At 68.2% G+C, this 12699-nt stretch carries 14 protein-coding genes and 1 pseudogene; 5 read left to right on the top strand and 10 right to left on the bottom strand.

What is annotated here, in order from left to right:
- Positions 1-33: 33 nt before the first annotated feature.
- Positions 34-1329 (bottom strand): glutamate-1-semialdehyde 2,1-aminomutase, encoded by a 1296-nt coding sequence (hemL, locus tag HTZ84_RS18345; protein WP_174682001.1) that lies wholly within the window; start codon positions 1327-1329, stop codon positions 34-36.
- A 168-nt stretch (positions 1330-1497) separates the two neighbouring features.
- Here hemL and HTZ84_RS18340 point away from each other — a divergent pair, with 168 nt between their 5' ends.
- Positions 1498-1839, top strand: coding sequence for a hypothetical protein (locus HTZ84_RS18340; protein ID WP_174682000.1), 342 nt, complete (start codon positions 1498-1500; stop codon positions 1837-1839).
- Positions 1840-1887: 48 nt separating this feature from the next.
- Here the strand turns inward: HTZ84_RS18340 and HTZ84_RS18335 are convergent, their stop codons facing one another.
- The 5 genes and pseudogenes from HTZ84_RS18335 to HTZ84_RS18315 form a co-directional block, all read right to left on the bottom strand.
- Positions 1888-2058: a hypothetical protein gene (locus HTZ84_RS18335; RefSeq protein WP_008893447.1), complete on the bottom strand. Its 171-nt coding sequence runs from the start codon at positions 2056-2058 to the stop codon at positions 1888-1890.
- 92 nt (positions 2059-2150) lie between these two features.
- Positions 2151-2381: a hypothetical protein gene (locus HTZ84_RS18330; RefSeq protein ID WP_174681999.1), complete on the bottom strand. Its 231-nt coding sequence runs from the start codon at positions 2379-2381 to the stop codon at positions 2151-2153.
- A gap of 69 nt (positions 2382-2450) precedes the next feature.
- Entirely contained in the window at positions 2451-2612 is a 162-nt protein-coding gene (locus HTZ84_RS18325) for a hypothetical protein (RefSeq protein ID WP_455429277.1), read from the bottom strand.
- Positions 2613-2657: 45 nt separating this feature from the next.
- Positions 2658-3594, bottom strand: a pseudogene (locus HTZ84_RS18320) (DUF368 domain-containing protein); the annotation flags it as partial.
- Between the two features lie 252 nt (positions 3595-3846).
- Positions 3847-5163, bottom strand: a complete 1317-nt coding sequence (locus HTZ84_RS18315; RefSeq protein WP_309138890.1) for a SagB/ThcOx family dehydrogenase — start codon at positions 5161-5163, stop codon at positions 3847-3849.
- 186 nt (positions 5164-5349) lie between these two features.
- Here HTZ84_RS18315 and HTZ84_RS18310 point away from each other — a divergent pair, with 186 nt between their 5' ends.
- Both HTZ84_RS18310 and HTZ84_RS18305 read left to right on the top strand, forming a co-directional pair.
- A complete protein-coding gene (locus HTZ84_RS18310; protein ID WP_174681997.1) occupies positions 5350-7434 on the top strand; it encodes a MutS-related protein in 2085 nt (694 codons plus the stop codon).
- 222 nt (positions 7435-7656) lie between these two features.
- Positions 7657-7824, top strand: coding sequence for a DUF1059 domain-containing protein (locus HTZ84_RS18305; protein ID WP_174681996.1), 168 nt, complete (start codon positions 7657-7659; stop codon positions 7822-7824).
- Positions 7825-7875: 51 nt separating this feature from the next.
- Here the strand turns inward: HTZ84_RS18305 and HTZ84_RS18300 are convergent, their stop codons facing one another.
- Positions 7876-8196 (bottom strand): hypothetical protein, encoded by a 321-nt coding sequence (locus tag HTZ84_RS18300; RefSeq protein WP_174681995.1) that lies wholly within the window; start codon positions 8194-8196, stop codon positions 7876-7878.
- A gap of 135 nt (positions 8197-8331) precedes the next feature.
- Between HTZ84_RS18300 and HTZ84_RS18295 the strand changes: the two genes are divergently transcribed.
- Together HTZ84_RS18295 and HTZ84_RS18290 are read left to right on the top strand one after the other, a co-directional pair.
- Positions 8332-9462: an ORC1-type DNA replication protein gene (locus HTZ84_RS18295; protein WP_174681994.1), complete on the top strand. Its 1131-nt coding sequence runs from the start codon at positions 8332-8334 to the stop codon at positions 9460-9462.
- A 99-nt stretch (positions 9463-9561) separates the two neighbouring features.
- Positions 9562-10653 (top strand): saccharopine dehydrogenase family protein, encoded by a 1092-nt coding sequence (locus HTZ84_RS18290; protein WP_174681993.1) that lies wholly within the window; start codon positions 9562-9564, stop codon positions 10651-10653.
- 377 nt (positions 10654-11030) lie between these two features.
- Here the strand turns inward: HTZ84_RS18290 and HTZ84_RS18285 are convergent, their stop codons facing one another.
- The 3 genes from HTZ84_RS18285 to HTZ84_RS18275 form a co-directional block, all read right to left on the bottom strand.
- Positions 11031-11537, bottom strand: a complete 507-nt coding sequence (locus tag HTZ84_RS18285; protein ID WP_174681992.1) for a GNAT family N-acetyltransferase — start codon at positions 11535-11537, stop codon at positions 11031-11033.
- A gap of 100 nt (positions 11538-11637) precedes the next feature.
- Positions 11638-11934 (bottom strand): SUI1 family translation initiation factor, encoded by a 297-nt coding sequence (locus tag HTZ84_RS18280; RefSeq protein ID WP_008893435.1) that lies wholly within the window; start codon positions 11932-11934, stop codon positions 11638-11640.
- An 83-nt stretch (positions 11935-12017) separates the two neighbouring features.
- Entirely contained in the window at positions 12018-12608 is a 591-nt protein-coding gene (locus HTZ84_RS18275; protein ID WP_174681991.1) for a DUF192 domain-containing protein, read from the bottom strand.
- Positions 12609-12699 lie beyond the last annotated feature (91 nt).

Here is a 12699-nt window from a genome sequence, read left to right as displayed (position 1 = left end):
CGTCCGGCGTCCGATCTCGAACTCCGGCGACGGTCAGGCGAGGACGTCCTTGTAGGCCTCGAGGGTCCGCTCGACGTCCGCCTCGGTGTGCGCGTCGCTCACGAACTGGCTCTCGAACTGATTGGGCGGCAGAAGGATCCCCCGGTCTTTCATCGCGGGTCGAAAGAGCCGCCGCCAGCGCTCGGTGTCGCCGGCGTCGACGTCGCCGCCGTCTCGCGGGTAGCGGTCGGATCCATCGACCGACTCGTCGCGGGTGAACAGGAGCTTGAACATCGAGTCCGTGCCGACGACCGCGTACTCGGGCGCGTGGTCCGCGACGATCTCGCTGAGGCCGGTCCGGAGCCGATCGCCGAGCGCGTCGACGCGTTCGTAGACGTCGTTCTCCTCGGCGTACTCGAGGGTCGCCAGGCCGGCCGCCATCGCGACCGGGTGCCCGTTGAACGTCCCCGACTCGAACACCTCGCCGGTCGGCGTGAACTCCTCCATCACCGACGCGCGGCCGCCGATCGCGCCGACGGGAAAGCCGCCGCCGACGATCTTCGCGAACGTCGTCAGGTCCGGTTCGATGTCGTACTTCCCCTGCGCACACGAGAGGCCGCCGACCCGGAAGCCGGTGATGACCTCGTCGAGGACGAACAGCGCGCCGTACTCGTCGCACAGATCCCGGACGGTGTCGTGGAACCCCTCGACCGGGCGGACGATCCCGCGGTTGCCGAGCAGCGGTTCGGTGATGACGGCCGCGATCTCGTCGCCGTGTCGTTCGAACGCGTCGGCGAGCGCCGTCTCGTCGTTGAAGGGGACCGGAATCGTCTGCTCGGCGAACGCTTCGGGAACGCCCGCGCTTCCCGGGCGCGGCCGCTCTGCGTCGCCCTCGACGAGGAACGACTCGTGGCCGCCGTGATAGCCGCCCTGCATGACGACGATCTTGTCGCGGCCGGTCGCGCCGCGGGCCAGTCGAACCGCCGCGGCCGTCGCCTCGGTCCCGGAGTTGACGAACCGCAGGCGCTCGACCGACGGGACGTGGTCGGCGATGAACTCCGCCAGTTCGACCTCGAGGTCGGTCGAGAGGCCGTACATCGGTCCCGCGTCGACCGCCCCGTCGACCGCGTCCCGAACCGGGTCGGGCAGATCGTGACCGAGCAAGAGGGGCCCGTACCCCATCACGTAATCGAGATAGCGGTTCCCGTCGACGTCGACGACGTGGGCGCCCTCGCCGCGCTCGACGAACTCCGGATAGGGCTGGGAGCCGGCCCGCACGGGCGAGTTCACGCCGCCGACGAGCGTCGACAGCGATCGTTCGTACAGGGCTCGAGTCGTCTCTTCGTTCATCGACTCACCTCGTCGCGGTCGGTTTCGTCTCGCATGCTTCTTTCGGTAGTTTCCTGTCCGGCTAAAACAACGTTCCGAACGCGTTCATCGACTCGACGATCCGCGTCCGTCGAGTCCGTTGAGAACGCAAGGAGTAGTTCGATTTCGCGGGTCGCCGGAGGTCCACACATGACCGACTACGAGATGCACGAACCCGACTTTTCGGGCACGACGACCGAGGAGTGGGACGAGCCGCAACTCGAGGACTTCGACACCGATGATCTGAGCGAGGTCGCGGACCACTTCATCCTCTCGTCGTCCGGGTTCCCGCCGGAGAACTTCACGGACCTGAAACTGCCCGTGGTCGATCCCGACGGCAACCTGAACAAGAACGCGCTCCAGACCGCCAAGAGCGGCGGCCACGGCGTCGGCGCGGTCGAGGACTTAGACGACGACACGCAGGAGGAGATCGAGGACATGATCGACGAACTGGCCAACGACAACTTCGACGACGCCGATTTCGGGGACTGACGTCGATCGCGTTGATCGGCGACGGTCGGTCGAACGCCGACGATCGACTTACCGCCACTCGCAGGTCGTCCCGGCAGTCAACCCCTCCTCCTCGATGTGGGCCGCGAGACAGCCGTAGTTGCAGAACCGGCTCGGCGGCGTCTCGACGCTTCCCTCGCTGACGAACACCGGCTCGTGGCGCTCGATATCGCAGCCGCAGTAGGTGCAGTCGGCTCCCATACCGGAACCGTCGGGAACCGACGGGGAAGGCGTTACGCCCGGAGAGGCGTCTCGACGGCTCGCTCGAGCGCCGCGGCCTCGCGGTTACGCGATCAGGCCGGACTCGAGTCCGACGCCGACGGCCCACCGCCGCGGACGAGTTTGAGAAGGCCCTGCGCGGCGAGTCCGGCCACCGTCCACTTCCAGGCGAGGACGGCGACGCCGAGGAGCGCGATTCCGCGAGTCCGGTCCCCCCGCCCGAACGCCTTTCGAGCCTCCGAGAGCACCGAAACGACCGTCAGCGACCGCGTCGCTTTCGAACCGAGGAGTTTCTCGAGTGGCATATCCGTCCTGAGGGCGCCGACGGAATAACGAGCGTCCCGGAGCGCGCAAGCGCGACCGAAGCCGCCGAGTTACTCCGGATCGAAGCCGCCGACGAGGTACTCGAGACCGAACAGGACGACGGCGCCGAGGGCCGCCCACGCGGCGGTCAGCCCCATCGTCTCGGCCGTCCACGCGTGGGTCTCGCCGATGTTGTGCAGCGGGGCCGGCACCGAGCCGGCGATGAGGCTCACCAGGAAGATCAGCGTCACCGATCGGTGGCGGGCCAGCGCGGCGCGGACGAGGCGATCGTCACGAGCGAACAGGACGACGGCGCCGAGGGCCGCCCGCGGCAGTCAGCCCCATCGTCTCGGCCGTCCACGCGTGGGTCTCGCCGATGTTGTGCAGCGGGGCCGGCACCGAGCCGGCGATGAGGCTCACCAGGAAGATCAGCGTCACCGATCGGTGGCGGGCCAGCGCGGCGCGGACGAGGCGAGCGATCGTCACGAGCCCGACGATCCCGCCGGCGACGAACAGCGCCACGGTCGTCCCCGGGTCGACGACGGCCGCGAGCGAGCCGCCGCCGACGAGGTCGGCGACCGCGCGAACGAACGCGCTCAGTTCCCCGGAAAGGAACACGTACTGGCCGAGCAGGATCAGGATGAGCGAGCCCGAGATCCCCGGCAGGATCATCGCGCTGATGGCGACGGCGCCGGCGAGGAAGATCACGACCCCGCCGCTGCCCGGAAGCTGGACGATGTCGGCGGCGACCAGCAAGGCGAGCCCGGCGCCGGCCAGCCCGGCGACGACGTGGCTCGGCGAGGAGATCTCGAGGCTCCGGTAGAGGGCGACCGCCGAGGCGGCGATCAGGCCGGTGAAGAAGCCGAACAGGGCGACCGGGTGAGACGACGCGAGCGACGAGACGATATCCGCGATGAAGACGACGGCGGTGACCATCCCGACGCCGAGGGGCAGCAGGAACTGGAGGTCCAGCTCGAGGAGCGCGTCCCGGGCCTTGGAGCGTCGCTCGGGGCGGTACCCTCGCAGGACGGTGAGCGCCCGGCCGGGGGTGAACGCGGTGACGGCGGCGATCAGCCGACCGTAGAAGCCGAGCAGGAGCGCGACGGTGCCGCCGGAGACGCCGGGCAGGGCGTCGGCCGCGCCCATACAGAGGCCGTACGCGTAGGCGCGAAGCAGTTCGACGCGGTCGACCACGTCGGTGCGTTCATACTCCATGCGTCTCCTCTCGTCGCCGTCCGTTCGGGGTGGGGATCGATCCGAGTCGGTACCGCGCCGACGAACCGTAGGGCGGTCTGGGCTGCATGGTCGAGTGGGTAACGCGCTGCCGTATAAAAGTGCGACACCGACGCCGACGCGCGGCCCTCGTCGGCCGTCGGTCGGCTCTCGCCTCTCGTCTCGCATCGCCGCCCGTTTCCGCTTCCCGCTGGCTTCCGCCACACGTCACCGTCCGATTCGGCGACGAGCGTCTCAGGCCGGTCGTCCGATCGTGTACAGGAACATCGGGGTCTGTCCGGCGGCTCGCGGCGCGAAGAAGTCCGTCACGACGTCGTCGTAGAACGTCAGCCCGGTCCCGCCCAGCGTCCGGTGGGCGTAGGTCCCCAGATACAGCCGCCCCGCGGTCAGGGCGGCCTCGAGTTGGGCCGCGCGATAGCCGCGGTCACCGAGCGCGTCGACGAGTTCGTCCAAGTCGGTCAGGAAGTAGACGCAGACGGCGGCCTCGCCGCCCAGTCGCTGGTCCAGCGCGAGGTGGCTCGCCTCGCGGCGGAACGCGCCGGACTGGAGGCGCTCGAGTTCGCCCGCGTCGGGGTGGTAGTGGTAGCTGCCCGACTCGAGGCCGTCGACGCCGTTGACGATCAGGTAGGGGTCAACGAACGAGAGCGGCGGGTCGGCGCCGGTCTCGCTTCGCTCGCCCCCGCCCCGCACGTCCATCGGGACGCCGCGGACGGCCCGGTCGAGCACGGTCGAGAGCTGGCGGAAGCTGATCGGCTCGCGCTCGTACTCGCGACAGGAGCCGCGCCGACGGATCGTTCGATGGAGGGGGCGGCTCGAGGCCGTCTCCGGATCGACCGGCTCGAGCGGGACGCGCTCGCCGTCGCCGGGGTCGCGGGTGCCGATCGTCCGGTTCCCCGTCGGTCCTCTAGCGCGCCACGAAGCGGCAGCGGCGCCGTCCTCGAGCGTCCCGGCCTGCCAGGCCTCGTGGATCAGCGGGAACTCCCGTTCGTTCGGTGAGAGAGGTTCAGTAGCGGGATCGATCGGGTCGATATCGGCGGCCGCCGAACTCGGAACGGGCGCGTCCGCGCCGATCGGGACGATCTCGAGCGGTGCCTCGCGCTCGGGATCGACGCCGAGCAGATCCGCGACGGGGCGGTCGGCGAAGCCGGCGACGACCTCGGCGCGGTAGTCCAGCGCGTGGGCGGCCGCGAGCAAGTTCGCCAGCGTCGTCCCCGAGTCCCAGAAGGCGTGGCGAACGGTGCGCGCCTCGTACTTCCATGCGTTTCGCCACCACGTCGAGGTCGCGACGATCGACAGCGGCGCCTCGGCGACGGCATCGTACTCGCTGGCGGCCGCGAGGACGCGGCGGTGGTCGCCCTCGCGGAGGACATCGAGCGAGCAGGTGCTGGGATCGAAGTGGTAGACGCCGGCCTCGAGATCGAGGTCGAGATCACCGCTCGAGCCGTCGCCCGGTCCCTCAAGGTCGCCGCAGACGACGTACAGATCGACGTGGTAGAGCGCGCCGGTGGTCGCCGCGGCGCGAAAGAGTTTCGTCCGGTTGCGAAGCTCGATCGCCTTCGTGATGCCCGCGGCGTAGTAACAGAGCGTCGTGACGGTCTCGCACGCTTCTGGGCGAGTGTTTCGTCCGTTCGTGGTACTCGAGTGCCCCAGTTGGCATGCACCGAGTTACCACGCCGGTCGCCAAAAACCGGGCGGGAGCTTTTTCTCGCTCCGGTTGGATACGACCCTCGAGAAGCAATGGACCTCGAGTCGATCCCGGGCGTGGGCGAAAAGACCGCTCGGGCGCTGGAAGCGCTCGACGAACCCGAGCGCGCGCTGCGGCGGGGCGACGTCGCGACGATCGCGACCGCGCCGGGGATCACCCAGGGGCGAGCCGCCCGCATCGCGCGCGGCGCGATCCGCCAGGAGCACGACGACCCCGGCGGCTTCCTCGCGACCGACCGCGCCCGCGAGGTCTATCGAGAGGTCCTCGGGCTGCTGAAAGAACGCACCGTCACCGACTACGCCGCCCAGCGCCTCGAGACGATCTACCCGAGTCCGCGCCGCTCGCGCATCGAGGACGTGCAGGCGTTCGCCCGCGAGGCGATCGACCGCGACTACGACGACGCGGTGCTCGAGGCCCTCGAGGGGCTCGAGCCGCTCCGGAACCCGGGCGACGTCCGCGTCCGCGAGCGCTGTCTGGCGACGACCGACGCCGAGCGGTACAGCGAGGCGAAAGAAGCGATCCCGGAGCTCTCCGTCGAGATCGTGGAGGACGCTCAGGGACTGGCCGAACTCGCGCGGGGGTACTCGACGGTGATCGCCCTCGACGAATCCTTCGCCGGCGTCACCCTCGAGGGCGACGTCCAGGTCAAACCCGGCGCGCTCGAGAATCCCGCCGAAGTCGTCCCCGAGCGCCCGCTGTCCTTCTTCGCGCGCAACCGGGACCGCCTGCAGGCGGCCGTCGAGGTGCATCAAGCGGCGGCTCTGGAGCCGGCTTGTGACCTCGCAGCGCTCGAGGACGGCCTCTCGCGGCTCGACGAGGACGGCACCGTCGCGGGCGACGACGAACTCGACCGGCTGACGACGGCTGTCGACGATCTGGACGCGGCCGCGAGCGCGGCCGAGAGCGTCGCCAACGACCGGCTGCGAGAGGCGATCCGCGAGCAGGACGTGACGATCGAGGGGTCGGACCTGCTCTCCCTGGTCGAACGGGGCGCCGGCGTCGACTCCCTGCTGTCCCGAGAACTCGCGGACGAGTACGCCGCGGCCGTCGAGGCCGCCCGCGAGCACCTGATCGACGCGCTGGATCTCGATCAGGGGGAGAGCGAGATCGCCCGCCGCGCGTTCAGCGACGAACCGGCGTTTCCGGTCGAGCGCGACGAGGCGGTCGTCTCGCGGCTGCGCGAGGAGCTGACCGCGGCCAAGGAGCGCCGCGCCGGCCGGCTCAAACGCGAGCTCGCCGCCGATCTGGCCGACCAGCGCGAGGGGGCCCGCCAGCTCGTTCGGGACGCCCTCGAGTTGGACGTCGAACTCGCGATCGCCCGCTTCGCCCGGGAGTACGAGTGTACGATGCCGGAGTTCGTTGAGAGCGAGGCGCGTGGCGCCTCGGAAGACGACGGAGCGGCGACCGAGAGCGACGACCCCGTCGGCTTCGCTATCGAGGGCGGCCAGTCGCCCCTGCTCGACGAGCCGCTCGAGGCCATCGATCCCGTCGACTACGCGGTCTCGGACGTGGCGCTGCTGTCGGGAGTCAACAGCGGCGGGAAGACCTCGACGCTTGATCTGGTCGCCGGCGTCGTCGTACTTGCCCACATGGGCCTGCCCGTCCCCGCGGAGCGCGTTCGCCTCCGGCGGTTCGACGACCTCCACTACCACGCTAAGACCCAGGGGACCCTCGACGCGGGCGCCTTCGAGTCGACGGTCCGGGAGTTCGCCGATCTCGCCCAGGGCGGCGAGGGCTCGCTCGTGCTGGTCGACGAACTCGAGAGCATCACCGAACCCGGCGCCTCGGCGAAGATCATCGCCGGCATCCTGGAAGCGCTCTCGGAGAACGGCGCGACGGCCGTCTTCGTCTCCCACCTCGCCGGCGAGATCCGGGAGATGGCCGACTACGACGTGACCGTCGACGGCATCGAGGCGGTCGGCCTCGTGGACGGCGAACTCGAGGTCAACCGCTCGCCCGTCAAGGACCACCTCGCGCGGTCGACCCCCGAGTTGATCGTCGAGAAACTGGCCGACGAGGCCCGAGACGACGCGGTCGCGACCAACGGCGGCGCGCCGGACGGCGAGGGCGATCCGGAGCCCGTCTTCTACGATCGGCTGCTCGAGAAGTTCGACTAGCCGTCGGGTCGGTCTCGAATCCTGTTCCCGCAAATGCAAGTGAAATAGCTACCCCGATACTCGAGCGATGAACGGCGGCGCGCCGGACGGCGAGGGCGATCCGGAGCCCGTCTTCTACGATCGGCTGCTCGAGAAGTTCGACTAGCCGTCGGGTCGGTCTCGAATCCTGTTCCCGCAAATGCAAGTGAAATAGCTACCCCGATACTCGAGCGATGCTATGATATGCCCTACCAGTTCGAGTGTTCGGGGGATCACTGCCAGTTCATGATCCGCTCGAGCAGCTCCGACGAGGTGGAGCGGTTAGTCCGAGCGCACGTTCGAATGACCCACAACGGACGGATCGCGAAAGCCGATATCGAACGCGAAATGGATCGCGTCGAACTCGCGTAAGCAGGCTGTGCGGTCGAGTCGACCGCGCCGGAGATCCCGCCGGTCGGCCGCTCAACTGTGCCAGTCCAGGATTCGCCGGTGACCCCACGATTCCTCGTCGTCCGTATCGTCGCCGGTGATCGCCTCGAGCGAATCGACGTCGCGCTCCTCGAGGAAGTCGGCGAGTTCGTCGACGTACCCTGCGATCGCCGCGAGCGTCTCCTCGTCCTGCAGCGCGAAGGCTTCGACGATGGAGTCGGCCGCCGCCTCGGGCGCGACGTAGGTCTCCTCGCGGGCGTACTCGCCGATGGCTCGCAGCGTCTCCGGCGAGTGATCAGTGAACTGATCGAGCAGGAAGTCGGGAATCGTCGCCGGTGGGTCCGGTGGTGTCATATCGGTATCCTCGCCCGAAAGTCAATATAATAAACATTAATTATTGTGGTGTGGTCACACACATCGATCGATTCCTCGCGACCGCGGGATCGGCCGCCCGAATCCTTAAGACGCTGCGGGAGCAGGGTGAAAGTGATGGCAGACGACCCCGAGGAGGGGATGTTGTCGTGGGACGAATCCGTGTTCCGGGACGAGCACGTCTTCGAGATCGACTACGTTCCCGAGACGTTCAAGCACCGCGAGGGCCAGACGCAGGGCCTGACGTACGCGCTTCGGCCGGCGGTGCGCGGCTCCCGGCCGCTGAACGTCATGGTCCGCGGACCGCCGGGCACCGGCAAGACGACGGCCATCCAGAAGCTGTTCGACGAAGTGGGCGCCCAGACCAGCGACGTCCGCACCATCCGCGTCAACTGTCAGGTCAACGCCACCCGGTACTCGGTGTTCTCGCGGCTCTTCGAGGGAACGTTCGACTACGAGCCGCCGTCCTCGGGGATCTCGTTCAAGAAGCTGTTCGGCCAGATCGCCGAGAAGCTCGTCGAGGAGGACAAGGTGCTCGTCGTCGCCTTGGACGACATCAACTACCTCTTCTACGAGAACGAGGCCTCGGACACGCTCTACTCGCTCCTGCGGGCCCACGAGGAGTACCCCGGCGCGAAGATCGGGGTCGTCGTCGTCTCCTCCGACCCCGCCCTGGACGTCATCGACGAACTCGACTCGCGGGTCCAGAGCGTCTTCCGGCCGGAAGACGTCTACTTCCCCGTCTACGACCAGCCCGAGATCGTCGACATCCTCGACGAACGCGTCAAACGCGGCTTCAACGACGGCGTCATCGGCCGGGACACTCTGGAGTACGTCGCCGACCTCACCGCCGACAGCGGCGATCTGCGGGTCGGGATCGACCTGCTGCGCCGGGCCGGGCTGAACGCCGAGATGCGCGCCAGCCGCACCGTCGAGCGCCAGGACGTCGAGGATGCCTACGAGAAATCCAAGTACATCAACCTCTCGCGGAGCCTCTCGGGGCTGACCGGCACCGAACGGACGCTGCTCGAGGTGATCGCCCACCACGACGGCGAGCAGGCCGGCGACGTCTACGAGGCGTTCCACGAGGAGACCGAACTGGGCTACACGCGCTACTCGGAGATCGTCAACAAACTCGACCAGCTGGGGCTGATCGACGCCGACTACGCCGAGGTCGACGGCCGCGGGCGCTCGCGGTCGCTGTCGCTGTCCTACGAGAAGGACGCGGTGCTCGAACGACTCGAGTGAGCCGTATCGGTCCCTCGAGATACTGATTCTCGCCGTCGCCGTTCGCCGCATAGCAATGCCGGCCCGTCGCTTAACCGCCGACGCGGCCTCGTTCGGGATATGCCGACCCTCCTGATCTACGGCTCGTACGGGTTCGTCGGCGGTCTGATCGCCGAGGAGGCGATCGACCGCGGACTGGATCCGATCCTGGCCGGCCGCGACCGGGAACGGCTCCGCGAGCAGGTCGCCGCCCTCGAGCAGCCGGGGCGCCGGTTCTCGCTCGAGGACCCCGTGACCGTCGCGACGGCCCTCGAGGACGTCGACTGCGTGCTGAACTGCGCGGGGCCGTTCTCGAACACCGCCGAAGCGCTGGTCGAGGGCTGTCTCCGCAGCGAGACGGACTACGTCGATATCACCGGCGAGATCCCCGTCATCGAGTCGATCCACGACCGCGACGCGGAGGCGGCCGAGGCGGGGATCACCCTGCTGCCGGCCGCCGCCCTCTCGACGATTCCGATGGACTGTCTGGCCGCCCACCTCGCCGACCGGCTGCCGGAGGCGACCCGCCTCGCGCTGGGCGTCGACTCGTTCCGCGTGCCCTCGATCGGCACCCTGCGGACGGTCATCGAGGGCGCCGACACCGAGAACGCCGTCCGCCGAGACGGCGACCTCGAGAGCGCGCCGACGGGGTGGAAGACCCGCGAAATCGACTTCGGTCGCGGCGAACGGCCGGCGGTGACGATGCCGATGGGCGACGTTTCGACGGCCCACTACACGACCGGGATCCCGAACGTCGAGATGTACGCGGTGATGCCCCAGCCCGCTCGCACCGCGCTGCGGTTGCATCGCTATCTCTCGCCGGTGTTCGAGTCGAAACCGGTGCGCTGGACGCTGAAGCGGTTGGCCGGCGTCCGCGACGGCCCCTCCGAGCGGGCCCGCGAGCGCGGCTCGGCCTACGTCTGGGGCGAAGCGCGCACCGAAGACGGCGAGCGCGTCGTCTCCCGCCTGCGGACGCCCGATCCGTACGTCGTCACCGTCGACGGCGCGGTGACGGTCGCCGAGCGCGTCCTCGCGGGCGACGCCGACCCCGGGTTCCAGACCCCCGCCGGCGCGTTCGGCGCCGACTTCGTCTTCGAACTCGAGGGCGTCGAGGGCTTCTTCGACGAGGAGACGCCAGCGGAGACATCGCCGGTGAGTCCGCTGTTACAGTAACGTCGATTGTCGGGTTTCTTCCCTCGAAAACGTGTTTCCGGCTGGCTCGATCGGTCACTTGAACTCTCCGACGCGGAATACGACCCGCGTTTCGCCTCCTCCTTACTCAGAGGGAGTGCGTGAAACTCGCGTTCAGTAGAGGTGTGAGCGTTACCGCTGTGACCGCGAGCGAACGGCGTGAGCGAGTGGGCCAAGGAATCCCTCGAAGCCGCGCCGCTGGCGCGGCTGAGGGGGTGACGCCGTGCTTTTCATCGAAGTTTTGCCGAGGGCGCGACTTCGTCGCGCCCGCAGCGCAAAAGTTCGTTATGCACACGTAGTTACCAAACTACGCGATTTGGTTTCAGACACTGTTCTGAATGGAGAATGCGCGCTACGATCTACTGCGAGAGCTCGAGCGTGTAGACCGCCTCGTCGTAGCACTCGCCGTCGATCTCGACCTCGTCGACGTCGGTCCGTTCGAACCCGAATCCCTCGTAGAACTGCCGGCTGGCGTCGTTGAAGGCGAAGTCGAAGGCGCGGATCCGCTCGACGTCGTAGACTCGGAGCTGCTCGACCAGCCGCTCGTGGAGGTCGGTGCCGACGCCCGCCGCCTGCCGGTCGGGATCGACGTACATCCGGAGGATATCGGCCGTGTCGCCCTGGACGACCGCGTGGGTGAAGCCGACGATGTCGCCGTCGGAGTCCGACCGTCCCCCGTCGGTCGCTTCCACGACGAGGACGACCGTCCCCGGCGCCTCGAGCGGCATCGAGTCGTCGGTGTACCAACTCTCGACGGTTCGGTCGATCAGGTCTTCGTCGAGTTCGTCGTAGGTATCGTGCCAGGTTTTTCGAGCGATCGCTCGAATGTCCGGAAAATCGTCGTCCGCCGCCGGACGAATCCTCATACTCGTACTTGCGAGGACGGACATAAAGCGACTTCGACGCGGGGCCGGTTTGCGGCCCCGGGTCGACGCGAAAAGCGTCAGTTCGACCGTTCGGGACGGCTCACTCGCGGACGTCGAATCCTCGGTCGCGAAGCAAGTCGGGCACGCGATCCCGGTGGTCGCCCTGCAGTTCGATCCGGCCGTCGTCGACGGTCCCGCCGGTCCCCATCGAACTCTTGAGGTCCGACGCGATCGATTTGATCTCGTCCGACTCGAGGTCGAAGCCCTCGACGATCGTCACCGGCTTGTCGTACCGACGGCTCTCCGTCCGGATCGACAGCACCTGCTGTGACGTCTCGAGGTCGCCCTGGCTGTCGAGTTCGTCGAGCAGGTCGTCGAGTTCGTCGTCGTTTGACATGCCGTATCATAGTACCGGTACGGGGGATAGCCCTGTCCTTGCTTTCGCAACGGTCACACGGCGGCGGCCCGCCGGGGTTTCGGTCATTCCTCGAGGTCGAACTCGAGGACGTCCCCCTCGCTGACGTCGTGGTCGGTCGTCCACTCGTAGTTGACCTCGAGCACGTACTGCCCGCGGCCGGGGTACTGGTGGTGTTCTTCCTCGCCGTCTTCGTCCGGTTCGGGCGCCGGCGCGTGGTGAACGTCGGTGATCGTTCCGTCCGCGTCGGCGAAGACGATATCGATGCCGAAGTCCATCTCTCGCATGACGAAGCCGCGCTCCTCGACCGACTCGAAGACGAACAGCATGCCGCGGTCCGACGGCAGTTCCTCGGTGTCGCTGAGTCCGAGAGTCCGGAGGTCCCGCGTGTCGGCGATCGCCGCCGTCACCGCCCCGAGTTCGTCGCCGTCGGCGGAAACGACCCGGACCTCGGTCGTTTCGTAGCCCTCGTGAACCGTGTCCGCGGTAGCGTTCGTCTCCGATCCATCCGTCTCGTCGTCGTCAGTCGTTCCGTCGGTCGGTTCGGCCTGCGTCTCGTCGTTCGCCTCGCCCGAGTCGCCCGCGTCGAGACAGCCGGCGACCGCGACCGCGCCGGAGACGGCGAGCAGGGTTCGGCGGCGCAGTTCGGTTTTCATAGCAGTGCCTCCAACGATAGGGGATAAATTACTTCTGCATAGTTCCGGTAAGTAATCGCCGGCAGAGAGTGTCAGCCACCGATACCGGTTC

It is taken from the genome of Haloterrigena gelatinilytica (assembly GCF_013342145.1).
GTDB classification, from domain to species: domain Archaea; phylum Halobacteriota; class Halobacteria; order Halobacteriales; family Natrialbaceae; genus Haloterrigena; species Haloterrigena gelatinilytica.
This window is presented reverse-complemented; position numbering and strand designations above follow the sequence as displayed.